Raw genomic sequence first — 16,612 nt, forward strand, 5'->3', positions numbered from 1 at the left:
GAGATGGTGATGCCAGGCGACAACATAGACATAGAGGTAGAACTCATCGCCCCCATCGCCATGGAGAAGGGCCTGCGCTTCGCCGTCCGCGAGGGCGGCCACACGGTCGGCGCAGGCGTCGTCAGCGACATTATCGCGTAAGGAGCCGTCAATATAAGGTATAATATATATGGAACAAAATAATCCGCAGCAGAGAATCCGTATCCGCCTTCGCGCCTATGACCATCGCGTCTTGGACGCGAGCGTGGGCAAGATTGTCGAGACGGCGCAACGCACTGGGGCCGTTGTTTCGGGCCCCATTTTGCTGCCGACTCACATCAAGAAGTACACGGTGCTGCGTTCTCCCCACGTTGACAAGAAGTCGCGTGAGCAATTCGAGATGCGGATTCACAAGAGGCTGATCGAGCTTAACAGCACCACGTCGAAAACCGTGGACGAGCTCATGAAGCTGGATTTGCCGGCCGGAGTGGATGTCGAGATCAAGCTATGACAGAAGAGCAGGCGAAAACAGAGGTTAAATCCGAAGGCGACGGGCGCAAGCTCGCCCCCGCGACCTTTCGGAGCATTCTCGGGGAGAAGGTGGGCATGACCCAGGTCTTTCACCCCAAGGATAGGCAGCTTTACGACGTGACCGTGGTCAAGGCCGGGCCCTGCCCTGTGGTGCGGGTCAAGGCCGCCGAGAGCCGCGACGGCTACTGCGCTGTCCAGCTTGCCTACGGCGAAGCCAAGGAGAAGAGCGTTCCCCATTCCGTCCTGGGACAGTTCAAGAAGGCCGGAGTCTCCCCCCGGCGCTTCCTTCGCGAGATCCGGGTTTCCGATGCCAAGGGCGTCGAGGCCGGGCAGGAAGTCGTGGTCGACCAGATATTCAAGATCGGCGACTACGTGGACGTGCGGGGAATCTCCAAGGGCCGGGGTTTCGCCGGCGTCATGAAGCGGCACAATTTCCGCGGACTTCCCGGATCGCACGGCGCCTCCGACAAACAGCGCTCCCCGGGTTCGTTGGCCTCCCGCCGCTCCCTCGGGCGGGTGCTGCCGGGACAGCGCATGGCCGGCCACATGGGCCACGAGGCGGTTACCATGCAGAAGCTCGAGGTGATTAAGGTCGAGCCGGAGCATAACCTGATCTACATCAACGGCTCCGTGCCCGGCCCCAGGGGGGGACTGGTCACGATTTCCGAGACAGTCAAATCCAAGAAATTCCGGGTCGAAGCGGCCAAGCTCGCGGTGAAGAAGGACAAGATGGGCAACATCATCGGCAAGAAGCCGAGCAAAGCCGCCCCCGCGAAATAACTATGCAAGCACCATTATTGAACGTCAAAGGCGAGGAAGTCGGGAAGATAGAGCTCAAGGAGGTCCTTTTCGGACAGAAGCCCTCGCGCGAGTTCCTGCACGAATACGTCACCGTTTACCGCGCCAATCAACGGCAGGGAACGGCTCACACCAAGACTCGCGGCGAAGTCTCTGGCGGCGGAAAAAAGCCATGGAAGCAGAAGCACACCGGGCGCGCCCGCGCCGGCTCCAACCGTTCTCCGCTGTGGCGGCACGGAGGCACGACCTTCGGGCCCCGCTCCAGCAAGACCGCCCTGGACTTCCCGCGCCAGAAGGCGAAGCTCGCTTTGGCCCACGCCCTGGCCTCGCAGCACAGTCAAGGCCGCATGATCTTCATCGAGGCCATTTCCCTTGAGGAGCCTAAAACAAAGATCGTGGCGAGGCTCCTCAAGACGCTCGGCTGCCAAGGCAGGACCTTGGTGGTGCTGGACGCTCCGAACCCGAAGCTGGCCTTGGCCGCGCGCAATATCCCGGGAGTGTCCATCCAGATGGCCGCGGACCTCAATGCCTACACCGTTCTCAACTGCAGGAAATTGGTGATGACCCAGCAGGCCCTCGAGAAACTGGGCGCGCGCTGGAATTGATCCACATGAGACAACAATTATGACAGAGCAAGATATTTACGGAGTGATCGTCAGGCCCCTCTTGACCGAGCGCAGCACGATCATGAAGGAAAAAAACAACCAGTACGTATTCGAGGCCTCCCTGGGCGCCAACAAGGGCCAGATCAAGAGCGCCATAGAGCGGCTTTTCAAAGTCCAAGTGGAGGCCGTGCGCACCATGGTCGTGGGCGGGAAGTTCCGCCGTTTCGGCCGGGGGGGCAACTACAGGCCGGACTGGAAAAAGGCCGTCGTCACCTTGAAGCAGGGCCAGAAGATCGATTTCACGGAGCAGGCCGCCTAAAAGAGAGAATAGGACAATGCCATCGAAAACTTTCAAGCCTTACACGCCTTCGCGCCGCCACATGACGGTCGCGGATTATTCCGAGCTGTCGGCCTGCGCCCCGGAGAAAAGCCTTTTGGCTCCCCTGCGCAAGACCGGCGGCCGCAACAACACCGGCACGATTATGGTGCGCCACCATGGCGGCGGCCATAAGCGGGCCTACCGCATCGTGGACTTCAAGCGCGACAAGACCGGGATCCCCGGCAAGGTCGCGACCTTGGAGTACGATCCTAACCGCACCGCGCGCATTTGTCTGGTCAAGTATGCCGACGGGGAGAGGCGCTACATTCTCCATTCCGTGGGCCTCAAGATCGGGGACAGCGTGGTCAGCGGCCCCGGCTCCGACATCAAGGTCGGGAACGCCCTGCCGCTCAAGAACATCCCGGACGGAACCTTCGTGCACAACGTGGAGCTCATACCCGGAAGGGGCGGTCAACTCATGCGCGCGGCCGGCTCCCAGGCCCAGCTCATGGCCAAGGATGCCGGCTACGTCCAGCTCAAGATGCCCTCGGGAGAGATTCGCCTCGTCCCGGAGGCCTGCATGGCCACCATCGGGCAGGTTTCCAACACCGAGCACAACACGATCAATTTGGGAAAGGCCGGCCGCTCGCGCCACCGGGGCATCCGCCCGACGGTGCGCGGCGGAGCCATGAACGCCACCGACCATCCGCTGGGCGGCGGCCGCGGCAAATCCAAGGGAGGCAATCATCCCAAGTCCCCCTGGAATCAGCTGGCCAAGGGATACAAAACCCGCAACAAAAGAAAGCTTTGGAGCTGGATGATCATGGCCGACCGCCGCCAGTCCAAGCAGATGGCGTCATAGAGGGAATTCAATGGGACGATCGACTAAGAAGGGGCCTTACGTGGAGCAAAACCTCCTCGAGAAAGTCCAGAAGCTCAACGCTTCCGGCGAGAAGAAGGTAATCAAAACCTGGGCGCGGGCCTGCACCGTGACCCCCGAGTTCGTGGGGCACACCTTTGCCGTGCACAACGGACGCAAGTTCCTGCCCGTCTACGTCACGGAGCAGATGGTGGGGCATCGGCTGGGGGAGTTCTCCTTCACGCGGTTTTTTAAGGGTCACGGGTCCACCCATAAAGAGTCCAAGGATCTCACTTAAACGGTCAAGGGAAAATATTCATGGAAGCTATCGCTTACGCTCGGTTTCAAAGGTACGGGGCCCGCAAGGTGGCCCAGGTGCTCAAGGAGATTCGCGGCAAGTCCGTCCTCGAGGCGGAGCAGCTTTTGCCGCTTTTGCCCAGGATTTGCGCCCCCATGGTCGCCAAGACCCTGAAGTCTGCGGCCGCCAATCTCGTGGTTAAGGCGCACCGGGCCGGAAAAACCGTGGTTCCCGCCCAAGTCTACATCAAGTCCTGCTGGGCCGGAATGGGTCCCATGGGGAACATGAAGAGAGTCCAGCCCGCCCCTCAAGGGCGCGCCATGACTTTCAAGCGCAAGGTGTGCCATCTGACCATGGTGGTCTCGGATGAGAGAGACCCCCGCAACGCCGCGGGGGTTTTCGGGGGTTAAGGGGTTTGCATATATGAGGAAAACACATGGGCAATAAAATTCATCCCAACGGCGTGCGCCTGGGCTACATCCATGACTGGGAGTCAAAGTGGTTTTCCCTGCGGGAGATGCCGGCGCTCATCGGAGAGGATTTCAAGATACGCACCTTGGTCAAGAACACTTTCAGGCAGGCCGCGGTGAGCTGGATCGGAATCGAGAGGGCCGGCTCCTACCTGCGGGTCAACATCCACACCGCCCGCCCCGGCGTCGTCATCGGCAAGAAGGGCGTCGATATCGAGGGCATCCGCAGCAAGATCGAGAACATCACCTCCCGCAAGACCTTCATAAACGTCATGGAGATCAAGGAGCCTGAGCTGGATTCCAGGCTCGTGGCCGAGGCCATCGCCATGCAGCTTGAGAAGCGTATCGCCTACCGCCGGGCCATGCGCCGTGCCATGGAGCGGACCATGCAGTCCGGGGCGCTCGGCATCAAGGTCATGGTGGGGGGGCGCTTGAACGGATCCGAGATCGCCCGCCGGGAGTGGGCGCGCGAGGGCCGCGTTCCCCTGCACACCTATTGCGCCGACGTGGACTACGGCACCGCGGAGGCCTTTACCACGGCGGGCCTGATCGGGGTCAAGGTCTGGATTTTCAAGAAGCAGCTTTTCGTCAAGAACCCCAAGGAGCTCCTGATGCTGGCCAAACGCGCGGAGCCCGCACCGGCCGCGGTGATCGCCGGAACGGGAATTACCGTCGCGGCTCCGGAAGCCGTCGCCCCCGCAGCCGCCCCCGTTCCCGAGGCCGTGGCCCTCGATGCGGACGCGGAGGGCCCCAGTACCATGGAAGAGGCCATGGAGGCCGTCGACGAACGGCTCCATGGCGCGAAGGAATAAACTATGTTGATGCCTAAACGCGTTAAGTACCGCAAACCGCACAGCCATCCTCGCATCAAGGGGCCGGCCAAGCGCGGGATCTCCATTGCCTTCGGCGATTACGCGCTCAGGGCTTTGGAGCCGAAGTGGGTGACGGCCCGCCAAATCGAGGCATCCCGCGTGGCCATCGGCCGCTACCTCAAGAAGGGCGGCAAGCTTTGGACCCGGGTTTTTCCGGACAAGGCCGTGACCAAGCACCCTGCCGAGACCCGCATGGGAAAGGGGAAGGGCGCGCCCGACCATTGGGTCGCGGTGGTCAGGCCCGGCCGCATCCTTTTCGAGATCCAGGGAGTGGGTCATGAGGAAGCCGCCGCGGCGCTCCGGGCTGCCTCCTACAAGCTGCCGATCAAGACCAAATTCGTGACCCGGGAGTCCTTATAATGAAGGCCAACGACCGCCAGGCCAAGAAGAATTTGTCCGTGGCTGAGCTTGGGGCAGAGCTGCACCAGGCCCAGGAAAAGGCGTTCAGGCTTGGCTTCAAGCACCAGGTGACGCCTCTTGCCAATCCCGTGGAGCTGCGCAGCCTGCGCCGGCACATCGCCCGGCTCAAGACTTGGATTCAAGAGAAGCAGGAGAAGAGATGACAAAGACAGACCAAAACGGCGTCTCCGAACGCGCCAGCCGAAAGACTTTCGAGGGAGTCGTTGTCTCCGACAAGATGGACAAGACCAGGATCGTCAAGGTTCCCCGCCTGGTGAGGCATCCCTTTTATGAGAAAATCGTGAGGAAGGGGTCGAAGTTCAGCGCTCATGACGAGTCCAACGCCTCCCATCAGGGGGACCTCGTCGAGATCATGAGCACCCGGCCTTTGTCCAAGACCAAGCGCTGGCGGGTGATCCGGGTCATCAAAGCCGCTCCCCGCGAGGGAGGGCGCTCATGATACAGCTCAGGTCCATCATCAACGTCGCCGACAATTCCGGCGCCAAGAAGCTGCAGTGCTTCCATGTCATGGGGGGAAGCTACCGGCGCTATGCCGCCATAGGCGACATTATCGTCTGCAGCGTCCGAGACGCCCTGCCCCACGGCCAGATCAAGAAGGGCGACGTGGTCAAGGCGGTGGTCGTGCGCGCCGTGCGCAATAAGAGAAGGCCGGACGGATCCTACATCAAGTTCGATGACAACGCCGCCTGCGTCATCGACGCCAACGGCGAGCCCAGGGGCACCCGCGTTTTCGGACCCGTGGCCCGGGAGCTTCGAGACAAGGAATACTTGAAGATCATTTCGCTGGCTCCAGAGGTCCTGTGATGCTGAAGCTGAAAATTCATAAAAAAGACAAGGTCCTGGTTCTGTCAGGGAAGGACAAGGGCAAGACCGGCGAGGTCGTCCGGGTCTACCCATCGGAGATGCGCGTGCTGGTCAGCAAGGTCAACATCGTGACCAAGCACAAGAAGGCCCGGCAGAACGAGCCGGGAGGAATCGAGAAAATGGAAGCGCCCCTGCCGCTTTCCAAGGTGATGCTGGTCTGTCCCAAGTGCGAAAAGGCAATCAAGCCGAAGCTGGACAAGCTGGCCACCGGAGAGCGGGTGCGCCTTTGCCGCGAGTGCGGCGAGACCATTTTATAAGAGAGCATAAATCATGGCGGAAAAAGATCCGATAGCAGAGCAGAAAGCCAAAGAGAAGGCCGCGGCCGCGCGAAAGGCGGCCTTGGAGGCCAAGGCGGCCAAGGCCGCCGGCCCCACCATGGCTGTTTCCGACGGCCGCGAGGCGCCCCATCCCGTGCCGCGGCTTAAGAAGCGCTTCACCGAGAAGGTGATTCCCGCGATGATGGAGAAGCTGGACTTGAAGAACCCCATGCAGGCCCCCAAGCTCTCCAAGATCGTGGTCAACATCGGCGTTTCCGAGGCCCGGGAGAACATCCAGGCCCTGGACGGCGCGCGAGAGGAGCTGGCCATGATCACCGGGCAGTGGCCCCAGCTGCGCAGAGCCAGCAAGTCCATATCTAATTTCAAGCTCCGCCAGGGCATGCCCATCGGCGTGCGGGTGACCTTGCGGGGCGACAGGATGTACGAGTTCCTGGACAGGCTCATATCCACGGCGATCCCCCGCATTCGGGACTTCCGCGGGCTCGAGCCCGCGGGCTTCGATGGCCATGGCAACTACAATCTAGGCCTGCGCGAGCAGCTTATATTCCCCGAGATCAACGTCGAGAAGGTGTCCAAGGCCCGGGGCATGAACATTTCCATAGTGACGACGGCTGGCAAGGACGATTTAAGCCTGGAGCTCTTGAGGCTTTTCGGGATGCCGTTCAAGTCGGGGAGGAATTGATGGCCACAACTGCCTGGGCTGCGAAGATGCGCAAGCCCCAAAAATTCGCGACGCGCTACCGGAATCGCTGCCAGATCTGTGGCAGGCCCCGCGCTTATTACCGTGACTTCGGCCTTTGCCGCATCTGCTTCCGGAAAATGGCCCACATGGGCCAAATCCCCGGCGTGAAAAAATCTTCCTGGTAGGTGATTATGGATCCCATTTCAGATCTGATCTCAAGAATCAACAACGCGAACATGAGGCTCAAGGACCGGGTGGACATGCCCTTGTCCAAGCTCAAGCTCGAGGTGGCGAGGATCCTGAAGGAAGAGGGGTTCATCGCCAATTTCAAGTCCCTGTACACCAGTGGGAGCAAGCAGGGGACTCTGCGCATTTTCCTGAAGTACTCCCCCGCCAAGGAGGCCGTGATCCAGGGCATCCGGCGGGTGTCGAAGCCGGGCCTGCGGGTCTACCGCTCCTACGAGGAGATTCCCCTGGCGCGCGGCGGATTCCCCGTGACCATCGTTTCGACTTCCAAGGGCGTGATGACTCATTCCCAGGCGAAGGAGAAGAAGATGGGCGGCGAGATTCTCTGCCAGGTTTGGTGAGGGTATCATGAGCCGAATTGGAAGAATGCCTGTCTCAATCCCGAAGGGAGTCGAAGTGAGCGTCGCCCAAGGCGTGCTCACCGCCAAGGGGCCCAAGGGCCAGCTCAAGCAGGTCTTGAACCCCCTGGTGACGGCCGAGATCAAGGACGGAGAGGTCTGTTTGAGCGCGGACCTGAAGGCCGCCAAGGACGCCTCGGCCATTTACGGCATGTCCCGCGCCCGGGTCGCCAACACCTTGCAGGGGGTGGCCGACGGATTTTCAAAGACCCTCGAGATCATGGGCTTGGGCTTCAGGGCCGAGGTCGCTGGGCAGAAGCTGACTTTGAGCCTGGGCAAGTCCCATCCCGTGGTTTTCGAGGCCCCCAAGGAGGTCGCGCTGTCCGTGGACGCCAAGAAGACCCAGATCACGGTGAGCGGTCCCGACAAGGACTTGGTCGGCGCCACGGCCGCCAAGATCCGCGAGCTGCGCAAGCCGGAGCCTTATAAAGGGACCGGCATCCGCTATCAGGGAGAATTCATCCGCAAGAAGGCGGGCAAGACCGCGGCTGGAGCCAGCGGAGCGGCCGGCGGCGGCAAGAAGTAACCCGTGAGGATGACTCATGAAAGATAAAGAGACTCGACTTCAGTACCGCAGGGAGAGAACCCGCGGCAAGATCCGCTTGAAAGCCGGGGATCGGCCGCGACTGACGGTATACCGCAGCCTGAAGCATCTCTATGCCCAGGTCGTGGATGACAATTCCGGCAAGACCTTGGCCTGCGCCTCATCCTCGTGCAAGGAGTTCAAGGCCGGCAAAGACCTCTCGGCGGCCAAGAAAGTAGGGGAGCTCGTGGCGAAGAAGGCCTTGGCCGCGGGCGTCAAGAAGGTCGTTTTCGACCGGGGGGCCTACATCTACCACGGCAGGATCAAGACCTTGGCCGAGGCGGCTCGAGCCGGAGGGCTGGAATTCTAATTTTCTTGGAGACAATGCATGGCAGAGATTGCGGCGGAAAATAAATCGTCCCAGACGGGGCACAGGCCCCAGCACGGGCCCAGGCGCTCGCGCTACGCCGAGGCCCGGGAGGAGGGCGGCTTCAAAGAGACCGTTGTTACCATCAATCGCGTGGCCAAGGTCGTCAAGGGCGGGAAGAGATTCTCTTTCAGCGCCTTGGTCGTGATCGGCGATGGCCTCGGCACCGTGGGGGCCGGGCTCGGCAAGGCCCGCGAGGTCCAGTCCGCGATCCAGAAAGGCAACGCCCAGGCCCGCAAAAGCCTGATACAATTTCCGCTGGTGGAGGGCACGATTCCGCACGAGATCATCGCCAAGTACCGGGCCGGCAAAGTCTGGATGAAGCCGGCGGCCCCGGGAACGGGAGTCATCGCTGGCGGGGGGGTGCGCGCGGTTTTGGAGGCGGGCGGAGTCAAGAATATCCTGACCAAGAGCTTGGGCAGCTCCAATGCCTTCAACGTTGTGGGAGCGACCTTGGAATGCCTGCAAAAGCTGCGCACCAGCGCTGACATCGCCAAGCTCCGGGGCAAATAACATGGCTGATTCAAAGATCGATTTAAGCGCGTTGAAATCCAAACCAGGGGCCCGCAGGGAGCGGCGCCGGCTGGGCTTGGGCGAGGGCTCTGGCCTCGGACAGACCGCCTCGCGCGGCCAGAAGGGCCAGCGCAGCCGCTCCGGCGACGGCAAGCTGGTGGGCTTCGAGGGAGGCCAGACCCCGCTCTTGCGGCGGGTGCCCAAGAGGGGATTCACCAATGCCCCCTTTAAGGTCCGCTACCAGATCGTGTCCTTGGCCGATATCGAGCGGGTCTTCAAGAACCAGAAGGAAGTCTCCCTGGACTCCCTGAAGATACACGGGCTCGTCCGCGGCCCGCGCCCGGTGAAAATCCTGGGCGACGGAGACGTGACCCGCGCTTACAAGATAGCCGCCCACGCCTTCTCGGCCAGCGCCCGCGAGAAGATCAAGAAGGCGGGGGGCTCGGCCGAAGAGGTGACGGGGTGATCCAGAAGTTCACGGACATTTTCGACATCGCGGAACTGCGCAAGAAAGTCCTTTTCACCTTGGGGGCCATCGCGGTTTACCGGGTGGGCGCGGCCATTCCCATCCCCGGAATCAATGGAGACGCATTGAAGGCGATTTTCGACAGCCAGCGGGGCGGGATCCTGAGCTTCCTCAATATTTTCTCGGGAGGAGCCCTGTCGCGCTTCTCCATTTTCTCAATGGGGGTCATGCCATACATCAACGCCTCCATCATCATGAGCCTGCTCCAGGGCGCGCACGTGATCCCGCACTTGGACCGTCTGCATAAGGAGGGCGAACTCGGCCGCCGCAAGCTCAATACCTACACGCGCTACCTGACTTTGTTTCTGGCGGCTTTCCAGTCCTTCGGCCTCACCATCGCCATAACCAAGATGCCCACTCCGGGAAACATCCCCGTGGTCTCGAATCCGACCTGGTCTTTTTACTGCCTGACGGTCCTGACTCTGACCGCGGGCACGATTTTCATCATGTGGCTGGGAGAGCAGGTGACGGAGATGGGCATCGGCAACGGGACCTCCCTCATTATTTTCGCCGGCATCGTGGAGCGGATACCGAGTGCCGCCCTCAACCTCATCAAGCTCGTTCAGGCCGAGGAAGTCGGGCTTCTCCAGGCCCTGGCCTTGGTGGGGCTCCTAATCGCGGTGATCCTGTCCGTCGTCTGGGTCGAGACGGCCCAGAGAAAGATCCCGGTCCAATACGCCAAGCGCGTCGTGGGCCGCAAGATGTACGGGGGAGCGCAGAGCTATCTCCCCCTCAAGGTGGACCAATCCGGGGTCATCGCCGTGATTTTTGCGGTCTCCCTCCTGGCCGTCCCGGTGACCATGGTCCAGTTCTTTCCGAGCGCGCCCTTAGCCCAAAAAATCATGGAGTTCTGGGGCCGCGGCAATTGGATATATCAGGTGATCTATGCAGGGCTCATCATCTTCTTCTGCTACTTCTACAATTCCGTGTCCATCAACCCCATTGACCTGGCCGAGAACATGAAAAAATCCGGGGGCTTCATCCCCGGCTATCGCCCCGGCGACTCCACCGCCAAGTATATCGAGTGGGTCTTGGAGCGGATTACCTTGGGAGGGGCGCTGTTCGTGGCCGCGATCGCGGTCATGCCCGATTGGATGCGCAGCCATTTTAACGTGCCCTTTTTCTTCGGTGGGACCGCCCTCCTGATCGTGGTGGGGGTGGCCTTGGACACCATGGGCCAGCTGGAGGCCCAGCTCATCATGCGCCACTACGAGGGCTTTTTGAGAAAGGGCCGAATCCGCCAGCGCTGGTTCAACGTGGGGAGCTGAGGTGATAGTGATCCTTCTAGGCGCCCCCGGTTCCGGCAAGGGAACCCAGTCCAAGGTGTTGAGCGCCAAGTACGGCTTCAGCCATTTGGCCACTGGAGACATTTTCCGCGGAGAGATCGCGGCCAAGACCCCCCTGGGGCTCAAGGCCGCCGAATACTTGAAGACCGGGAAGCTCGTTCCCGACCAGATCGTGACCGAGATGGTGGCGGGGCGTCTGGAATTCAATGGCACTAAATACCTGCTCGACGGCTTTCCGCGGACCTTGGATCAGGCTCAGGCCCTGCATTCCCTCCTCGTGGCCCAAAAGGCGGGCATTGATTTGGTCCTGCATCTGGACCTCCCCCGGCAGGAGGCCATCAAAAGGCTGACCTCTCGCCGGGTCTGCGGCGGCTGCGGCGAGGTCTACAATCTGCTCTCCCGGCCGCCAGCGGTAGAAGGCAAATGCGACAAATGCCAGGGCTCCCTAATCCAGCGGGAGGACGATTCCGAGGCCACGGCCAATAAGCGCCTCATGGTTTTCGAGGACTTGACCCAGCCCTTGGTGGCTTACTACAAGACGGAGCAGGTTTTCCGCGAGATAGACGCTTCGCGCGTCCCCGAGGCGGTGACAGCCGACATCTGCGGCGCCATCGACATGACCTTGGCGAAGATCTAAATGGGAATGTTTTCGACCAAGACCATAGAGCTCAAAAGTCCTAAAGAAATCTCGGTGATGAGACAAGCGGGACGGATCGTGGCCCAGATCTTGGCCGTTTTGGCCGAGGCGGCTAAGCCCGGGACCAGCACGCTTGAGCTCGACCGGACGGCGCTCCATGAGCTCGACCGCCGCAAGGCCAAGCCCGCGTTTTTGGGCTACCATGGATTTCCGGCCTGCCTCTGCGTGTCGATCAACTCGGAGGTGGTGCATGGGATTCCATCGGCCCGGCGCGTCTTGGCGGAAGGGGATATAGTGGGGCTTGATTTTGGCTGTGTCGTGGACGGTCTTTACGCCGATGCGGCGGTGACGGTCGGCGCGGGAAAGGTCTCTGCCGCGGCCCAAAAGCTGATGGACGTGACCAGGCAGGCTTTGGAGAAGGGAATCTCCGCCATGGCGCCCGGAGGGCGCCTAGGCGACATTTCGAGCGCCGTCCAAAGCCATGTGGAGGCGAACGGATTTTCGGTGGTGCGCGATTTCGTCGGCCACGGCATAGGCCGGGCCCTTCACGAGGATCCTCCTGTGCCCAATTACGGCAAGGCCGGGACCGGCCCACGCTTGAGCGAGGGGATGGTGCTTGCCATCGAGCCGATGGTCAACGCGGGCGGCCCGGAGGTGGAGACGTTGAGCGACGGCTGGACGGCGGTGGCCAAGGATGGAAGTCTTTCAGCCCATTTCGAGCATACGGTGGCCTTGACGGCGAACGGACCGGAGGTGCTGACAGTTGCCTAAAGACGACAAAATCGAAGTGGAAGGGAGCATCGTGGAGGCCTTGCCCAACGCGATGTTCCGAGTTGAGATTCCGCCGGGGCGCATCGTGCTGGCCCATATCTCGGGCAAGATGCGCATGCATTACATAAAAATTCTGCCCGGCGACAAGGTAAGACTGGAGCTGTCTCCGTACGACCTTACCCGGGGCCGGATCATCTTTAGGGAGTGATCATGAAAGTCAGAGCGAGCGTAAAGCCGATTTGCCAGAAGTGCAAGATAGTCAAGCGCAGCCGGGTGGTGCGCGTATTGTGCACAAACCCCAAGCATAAACAAAGGCAAGGATAAGGGAACCAGGAGAGGAACAATGGCACGCGTAGCGGGAGTGGATTTACCCAAGAACAAGCGCATAGACGTGGCGCTGAGATACGTCTACGGCCTCGGCAAGGCGAACTCCGCCGAGGTCCTGCAAAAGCTCAACGGAGCGGTCAAGCCCGAGACTCGGGTGAGGGAGCTGACCGAAAACCAGGTGGGCTTGCTGAACAATTTAATCACCAAGGAATACAAGGTTGAGGGAGAGCTGCGCCGGGAGCTGCAGGGGAACCTCCAGCGCCTCTACGAGACCAATTCCTATCGAGGTTCTCGCCATCGCAAGAGTTTGCCTGTGCGAGGGCAGCGCACCAAGACCAATGCCCGCACCCGCCGCGGCCGCCGCAAGACGGTCGGCGCCGGCAAGGCGGAAAAGGCTGCGGCATAATCGCACCGGGAGAATAGTTCATGGCTGACGAGAAAACAGCGGCGGCGGGACCTAAGGCTCAAGCCCAAAGTCCCAAGAGGAAGAACTGGAAGTCCTTGACCTTCGCCAAGGTCTATATCCAGTGTTCGTTCAACAATACCATCGTTTCCCTGACGGACGAGCGCGGGGACGTGCTGGCTTGGGCTTCGGCCGGGGGCAGCGGGTTCCGCGGCACCAAGAAGGGCACCCCCTTCGCGGCCGGAGTGACGGCTGGGAAGGTGTCCAAGCGCGCCATAGAGCTTGGAGTCAAGCAGGTGGCCGTCTACGTCAAGGGGCCCGGGCCGGGGCGCGAAACCGCCGTCCGCTCGCTTGGCAATTCCGGCCTCATGATCGTCAGCCTCAAGGACGTCACGCCGCTGCCCCACAACGGCTGCCGCCCGCCGAAAGCCAGGAGAGTCTAATTTATGTCCAGATACATCGAGTCGGTCTGCAAGCTGTGCCGCCGGGAACAGACGAAGCTGTTTCTCAAGGGGGACAAGTGCTACACCAAGTGCGTCTTGGAGAAGAGGCCCACGACCCCTGGAATGGCCAAGCCCCAGAGGGGCAAGCCGTCGGCCTACGCCATCCGATTGCGCGAGAAGCAGAAGCTGCGGCGCATGATCTCCGTCAATGAGAAGCCCTTCCAAAGGCTGGTGGCGGCGGCGTCCAAGAGCCACGAGGCCTCCGGGGATCATCTCCTGCGCTCCCTGGAGATGCGCTTGGACAATATCATCCGGCGCATGGGGGTGGCCACTTCCCTCAACACCGCGCGTCAGCTCGTCCTGCACAACCACATCAAGGTGGCGGGCCGGGTCGTCAACATTCCCTCCTACAACGTAAGGGCCGGGGAGACAGTGAGTCTGAGCCCCAAACTCAAGGAGAACGTGGGAGTCAAGCTCAGCCTCGACACGGCCAAGCGGCTCAACAACAGGCCGGCTTTCCTGGAGTTCAACGAGGCTGATTTTTCCGCGAAGGTGCTGAGAAACCCCGAGCGCGCGGAAATGTCATTCCCCGTGACCGAGCAGCTGATCATCGAGTACTATTCGAAATAAAACCTGGAGAGGGCGATAATAGCTATGGCTTATAAAGAACTGATCCTGCCGCAGAAGCTGAGCGTCGACGAGAAGACGATGTCCGAGAATTACGCCAAGTTCGTGGCCGAGCCTTACGAGCGCGGCTACGGCCATACCGTGGGCAACGCCTTGCGCCGAGTGCTCTTGTCGAGCTTGGAGGGCGCGGCGGTGACCGCCGTGCGCATCGAGAAAGCCCAGCACGAGTACGCCACCATCCCAGGGGTCAGGGAAGACGTGATGAACATTCTGCTCAACCTCAAGAAGCTCCGGCTCAAGATTTTCTCTAATGGGCCAGAGACTATTTTCCTGACCGCGAGCAAGGAAGGGCCGGTCACGGCCGCCGCGATCCAGGAGAACTCCAACGTCGAAGTGGTGAACTCCGACCTCGTGATCGCCCATATGGAGGCCGGCGGCAAGCTTGACATGGAGATCGAGATCTCCAAGGGCCGAGGCTACGCCTCCGCCGAAGACTTGAGGGCGCAGAGCCATTGGCCGGCGGGATTCCTCCCGGTCGACGCCCTGTTCTCTCCGGTGCTCAAGGTCCACTATGACGTCGAAAACGCCCGCGTGGGGCAGGTCACGGACTACGACCGCTTGATCCTCGAGATTTGGACCGATGGTTCGTTGAACCCGGCCGAGGCCCTGATCCAATCCTCGAAGCTCTTAAGGGAGTCTCTCAACATCTTCATTCCCGAGGAGGAGGCCGCGCCGCAGGAAGGCGCCTACGGAGATGGGGAGGGCGCTGCCGCTGGGGATGGGGGCTCGCTTGACGTGAAGCTTAAGGAGATACTTTCCCAGCCCATCGAGATGATCGAGCTCTCCTCCCGAGCCTCGAATTGTCTCAAGGTCGCGCGCATCAAGACCATCGGAGAGCTCGTCTCCAAGCGCGACGAGGAGCTCCTGGCCGTCAAGAATTTCGGCAAGAAATCCCTCGATGAGATCAAGGACCGGCTCAAGGACATGGGCTTGTCCCTGGGCATGCAACTCGGGGAGAAGGTCGCTTAAAAAGATTGAAAAGGCATTGTCTAAATGTGTTTAATGAGGTGTAAGCGGTTATGGTAAAGCAATTGGGCGGACGCAAGCTGGGAGTCACCAGCTCCCATCGTAAATTTTTGCTCAGGAACATGGCCACGAGCCTATTCCTGCACGAAAAAGTCGAGACGACCTTGGCCAAGGCCAAGGAGCTCAGGCCCTACGCGGAGCGGATCATCACTTCCGCCAAGAGGGGCAAGCACTACCTGGTGCGCCGCCAGATACAGGATAAGATGGTCTACAAGAAGCTCTTCGAGGTGCTGGCCCCCCGCTACGCTCAGCGCCCCGGAGGCTACACCCGCGTCCTTCGCCTGGCCCCCAGGTCCGGAGACAACGCGACCCGGGGACTCGTGTCTTTGGTCTCTTGATGTTCGATTTCCTCTTCAGCCTGTTCTCCAACGACATGGGCATTGACCTTGGAACGGCCAATACCCTTGTCTACGTGAAGAACCAGGGAATCGTCCTGCGCGAGCCTTCCGTGGTCGCGATAGATCGGGAGAGCCGCCGAGTCTTGGCCATCGGAGCCGAGGCCAAGAGAATGCTGGGCCGCACCCCGTCATCCATCATCGCCGTGCGCCCCTTAAAGAACGGAGTCATCGCCGACTTCGAGGTGACGCAGGAGATGATCAAGTATTTCATCCGCAAGGTGCACAATCGGCGCTCCCTTCTCCATCCCCGCATCGTGATCGGCATCCCCTCTGGAATCACCGAGGTGGAGCGCCGCGCGGTCCAGGAGTCGGCAGAGCAGGCCGGAGCTCGCGAGGTGTACCTCATCGAGGAGCCCATGGCCGCCGCCATAGGGGCGGACCTGCCCATCTCAGAGCCCCACGCCAACTTCATCGTGGACATCGGCGGGGGAACCACGGAGGCCGCCGTGATATCCCTGGGCGGGCTCGTGGTCTCCAAGTCCATCGACATCGCCGGAGACGAGATGGATGAGGCGGTCATGATGCACTTCCGTCGCAAGTACAATCTTTTGATCGGCGAGACGACCGCCGAGGACGTCAAGATTCAAATCGGTTCCGTCTTCCCCTTGAAGGAGGAGAAGACGATGGAAGTCAAAGGCCGGGATCAAGCCACCGGCCTGCCCAAAACAGTGCTGATCACATCCGAGGAAATCCGCCAGGCTCTGATGGAGCCGGTGCAGTTGATCCTGGACGTGATCAAGAATACGCTGGAGGAGACTCCGGCCGAGTTGGCTGCGGATTTGGTGGACCGCGGAATCATGTTGGCGGGGGGAGGCTCGCTCCTTCGGGGGCTGCCGGACCTCATCCGCCAAGAGACGGAGCTTCCGGTGCACCGCTCCGCGGATCCTTTGAGTTGCGTGGCGATGGGGACAGGCAAATTCCTAGAGGAGCTCGATCATATCATGGATCGCCGCCCGGATTTTGTCACCTCCTACCGCTATCGCGGCTCTTAACGCGCCGTTTCTTCCCCAGCCCGCTCCTAACTAA

The 16,612-nt window shown here is 60.9% G+C and carries 32 protein-coding genes; all 32 read left to right on the plus strand.

The window, feature by feature from the left end:
* A partial coding sequence (tuf, locus tag HY921_01865) for an elongation factor Tu (protein ID MBI5629610.1) occupies nucleotides 1–141 on the plus strand: 141 nt, incomplete at its 5' end.
* A gap of 28 nt (nucleotides 142–169) precedes the next feature.
* Nucleotides 170–490: a 30S ribosomal protein S10 gene (rpsJ, locus tag HY921_01870; GenBank protein MBI5629611.1), complete on the plus strand. Its 321-nt coding sequence runs from the start codon at nucleotides 170–172 to the stop codon at nucleotides 488–490.
* Entirely contained in the window at nucleotides 487–1,290 is an 804-nt protein-coding gene (gene rplC / locus HY921_01875; protein MBI5629612.1) for a 50S ribosomal protein L3, read from the plus strand. Before rpsJ ends, rplC begins: the two co-directional genes overlap by 4 nt.
* Nucleotides 1,291–1,307: 17 nt before the next feature.
* Nucleotides 1,308–1,913 carry a 50S ribosomal protein L4 gene (gene rplD / locus HY921_01880; protein ID MBI5629613.1) on the plus strand — a complete coding sequence of 202 codons (606 nt, stop codon included), beginning with the start codon at nucleotides 1,308–1,310 and terminating at the stop codon, nucleotides 1,911–1,913.
* Between the two features lie 19 nt (nucleotides 1,914–1,932).
* Nucleotides 1,933–2,232: a 50S ribosomal protein L23 gene (gene rplW / locus HY921_01885; GenBank protein ID MBI5629614.1), complete on the plus strand. Its 300-nt coding sequence runs from the start codon at nucleotides 1,933–1,935 to the stop codon at nucleotides 2,230–2,232.
* A gap of 16 nt (nucleotides 2,233–2,248) precedes the next feature.
* Nucleotides 2,249–3,094, plus strand: coding sequence for a 50S ribosomal protein L2 (rplB, locus tag HY921_01890; GenBank protein MBI5629615.1), 846 nt, complete (start codon nucleotides 2,249–2,251; stop codon nucleotides 3,092–3,094).
* A 10-nt stretch (nucleotides 3,095–3,104) separates the two neighbouring features.
* The gene (rpsS, locus tag HY921_01895; protein MBI5629616.1) at nucleotides 3,105–3,389 is read left to right on the plus strand and encodes a 30S ribosomal protein S19; all 285 of its coding nucleotides are present in this window, start codon (nucleotides 3,105–3,107) and stop codon (nucleotides 3,387–3,389) included.
* Between the two features lie 20 nt (nucleotides 3,390–3,409).
* Nucleotides 3,410–3,799: a 50S ribosomal protein L22 gene (gene rplV, locus HY921_01900; protein ID MBI5629617.1), complete on the plus strand. Its 390-nt coding sequence runs from the start codon at nucleotides 3,410–3,412 to the stop codon at nucleotides 3,797–3,799.
* Nucleotides 3,800–3,825: 26 nt separating this feature from the next.
* Nucleotides 3,826–4,671, plus strand: a complete 846-nt coding sequence (rpsC, locus tag HY921_01905) for a 30S ribosomal protein S3 (GenBank protein MBI5629618.1) — start codon at nucleotides 3,826–3,828, stop codon at nucleotides 4,669–4,671.
* Nucleotides 4,672–4,674: 3 nt separating this feature from the next.
* Complete coding sequence (gene rplP, locus HY921_01910) at nucleotides 4,675–5,091, plus strand: 50S ribosomal protein L16 (protein MBI5629619.1); 417 nt, start codon at nucleotides 4,675–4,677, stop codon at nucleotides 5,089–5,091.
* A complete protein-coding gene (gene rpmC, locus HY921_01915; protein MBI5629620.1) occupies nucleotides 5,091–5,294 on the plus strand; it encodes a 50S ribosomal protein L29 in 204 nt (67 codons plus the stop codon). Before rplP ends, rpmC begins: the two co-directional genes overlap by 1 nt.
* On the plus strand, nucleotides 5,291–5,590 hold the full coding sequence (gene rpsQ / locus HY921_01920; protein ID MBI5629621.1) for a 30S ribosomal protein S17: 300 nt from the start codon (nucleotides 5,291–5,293) through the stop codon (nucleotides 5,588–5,590). The genes rpmC and rpsQ overlap by 4 nt, the downstream gene beginning before the upstream one ends.
* Nucleotides 5,587–5,955, plus strand: a complete 369-nt coding sequence (gene rplN, locus HY921_01925; protein MBI5629622.1) for a 50S ribosomal protein L14 — start codon at nucleotides 5,587–5,589, stop codon at nucleotides 5,953–5,955. Before rpsQ ends, rplN begins: the two co-directional genes overlap by 4 nt.
* Nucleotides 5,955–6,272 carry a 50S ribosomal protein L24 gene (locus HY921_01930; GenBank protein ID MBI5629623.1) on the plus strand — a complete coding sequence of 106 codons (318 nt, stop codon included), beginning with the start codon at nucleotides 5,955–5,957 and terminating at the stop codon, nucleotides 6,270–6,272. The genes rplN and HY921_01930 overlap by 1 nt, the downstream gene beginning before the upstream one ends.
* A gap of 154 nt (nucleotides 6,273–6,426) precedes the next feature.
* The gene (gene rplE / locus HY921_01935; GenBank protein ID MBI5629624.1) at nucleotides 6,427–6,975 is read left to right on the plus strand and encodes a 50S ribosomal protein L5; all 549 of its coding nucleotides are present in this window, start codon (nucleotides 6,427–6,429) and stop codon (nucleotides 6,973–6,975) included.
* Nucleotides 6,975–7,160 (plus strand): type Z 30S ribosomal protein S14, encoded by a 186-nt coding sequence (locus HY921_01940; protein MBI5629625.1) that lies wholly within the window; start codon nucleotides 6,975–6,977, stop codon nucleotides 7,158–7,160. The genes rplE and HY921_01940 overlap by 1 nt, the downstream gene beginning before the upstream one ends.
* Before the next feature lie 6 nt (nucleotides 7,161–7,166).
* Nucleotides 7,167–7,562, plus strand: a complete 396-nt coding sequence (gene rpsH, locus HY921_01945; protein ID MBI5629626.1) for a 30S ribosomal protein S8 — start codon at nucleotides 7,167–7,169, stop codon at nucleotides 7,560–7,562.
* A 7-nt stretch (nucleotides 7,563–7,569) separates the two neighbouring features.
* Complete coding sequence (gene rplF, locus HY921_01950; protein MBI5629627.1) at nucleotides 7,570–8,145, plus strand: 50S ribosomal protein L6; 576 nt, start codon at nucleotides 7,570–7,572, stop codon at nucleotides 8,143–8,145.
* Between the two features lie 16 nt (nucleotides 8,146–8,161).
* The gene (gene rplR, locus HY921_01955; GenBank protein MBI5629628.1) at nucleotides 8,162–8,512 is read left to right on the plus strand and encodes a 50S ribosomal protein L18; all 351 of its coding nucleotides are present in this window, start codon (nucleotides 8,162–8,164) and stop codon (nucleotides 8,510–8,512) included.
* A gap of 18 nt (nucleotides 8,513–8,530) precedes the next feature.
* Nucleotides 8,531–9,082 carry a 30S ribosomal protein S5 gene (gene rpsE, locus HY921_01960; protein MBI5629629.1) on the plus strand — a complete coding sequence of 184 codons (552 nt, stop codon included), beginning with the start codon at nucleotides 8,531–8,533 and terminating at the stop codon, nucleotides 9,080–9,082.
* 1 nt (nucleotide 9,083) lies between these two features.
* Nucleotides 9,084–9,548: a 50S ribosomal protein L15 gene (gene rplO, locus HY921_01965; protein MBI5629630.1), complete on the plus strand. Its 465-nt coding sequence runs from the start codon at nucleotides 9,084–9,086 to the stop codon at nucleotides 9,546–9,548.
* Nucleotides 9,545–10,876 carry a preprotein translocase subunit SecY gene (secY, locus tag HY921_01970; GenBank protein ID MBI5629631.1) on the plus strand — a complete coding sequence of 444 codons (1,332 nt, stop codon included), beginning with the start codon at nucleotides 9,545–9,547 and terminating at the stop codon, nucleotides 10,874–10,876. Before rplO ends, secY begins: the two co-directional genes overlap by 4 nt.
* Before the next feature lie 7 nt (nucleotides 10,877–10,883).
* The gene (locus HY921_01975) at nucleotides 10,884–11,531 is read left to right on the plus strand and encodes a nucleoside monophosphate kinase (protein MBI5629632.1); all 648 of its coding nucleotides are present in this window, start codon (nucleotides 10,884–10,886) and stop codon (nucleotides 11,529–11,531) included.
* 6 nt (nucleotides 11,532–11,537) lie between these two features.
* Complete coding sequence (gene map, locus HY921_01980; protein ID MBI5629633.1) at nucleotides 11,538–12,302, plus strand: type I methionyl aminopeptidase; 765 nt, start codon at nucleotides 11,538–11,540, stop codon at nucleotides 12,300–12,302.
* On the plus strand, nucleotides 12,295–12,510 hold the full coding sequence (infA, locus tag HY921_01985; GenBank protein ID MBI5629634.1) for a translation initiation factor IF-1: 216 nt from the start codon (nucleotides 12,295–12,297) through the stop codon (nucleotides 12,508–12,510). Before map ends, infA begins: the two co-directional genes overlap by 8 nt.
* Before the next feature lie 2 nt (nucleotides 12,511–12,512).
* Nucleotides 12,513–12,626: a 50S ribosomal protein L36 gene (rpmJ, locus tag HY921_01990; protein MBI5629635.1), complete on the plus strand. Its 114-nt coding sequence runs from the start codon at nucleotides 12,513–12,515 to the stop codon at nucleotides 12,624–12,626.
* Nucleotides 12,627–12,645: 19 nt separating this feature from the next.
* Complete coding sequence (gene rpsM, locus HY921_01995; protein MBI5629636.1) at nucleotides 12,646–13,035, plus strand: 30S ribosomal protein S13; 390 nt, start codon at nucleotides 12,646–12,648, stop codon at nucleotides 13,033–13,035.
* Nucleotides 13,036–13,055: 20 nt separating this feature from the next.
* Nucleotides 13,056–13,475: a 30S ribosomal protein S11 gene (gene rpsK / locus HY921_02000; GenBank protein ID MBI5629637.1), complete on the plus strand. Its 420-nt coding sequence runs from the start codon at nucleotides 13,056–13,058 to the stop codon at nucleotides 13,473–13,475.
* 3 nt (nucleotides 13,476–13,478) lie between these two features.
* The gene (rpsD, locus tag HY921_02005) at nucleotides 13,479–14,105 is read left to right on the plus strand and encodes a 30S ribosomal protein S4 (protein MBI5629638.1); all 627 of its coding nucleotides are present in this window, start codon (nucleotides 13,479–13,481) and stop codon (nucleotides 14,103–14,105) included.
* Nucleotides 14,106–14,129: 24 nt separating this feature from the next.
* Entirely contained in the window at nucleotides 14,130–15,131 is a 1,002-nt protein-coding gene (locus HY921_02010) for a DNA-directed RNA polymerase subunit alpha (protein MBI5629639.1), read from the plus strand.
* A 50-nt stretch (nucleotides 15,132–15,181) separates the two neighbouring features.
* Nucleotides 15,182–15,526, plus strand: a complete 345-nt coding sequence (gene rplQ / locus HY921_02015) for a 50S ribosomal protein L17 (protein MBI5629640.1) — start codon at nucleotides 15,182–15,184, stop codon at nucleotides 15,524–15,526.
* Nucleotides 15,526–16,578: a rod shape-determining protein gene (locus HY921_02020; GenBank protein ID MBI5629641.1), complete on the plus strand. Its 1,053-nt coding sequence runs from the start codon at nucleotides 15,526–15,528 to the stop codon at nucleotides 16,576–16,578. The genes rplQ and HY921_02020 overlap by 1 nt, the downstream gene beginning before the upstream one ends.
* The last annotated feature ends 34 nt before the right edge of the window (nucleotides 16,579–16,612 follow it).

It is taken from the genome of Elusimicrobiota bacterium (assembly GCA_016218575.1).
GTDB lineage: Bacteria > Elusimicrobiota > Elusimicrobia > UBA1565 > UBA9628 > JACRDN01.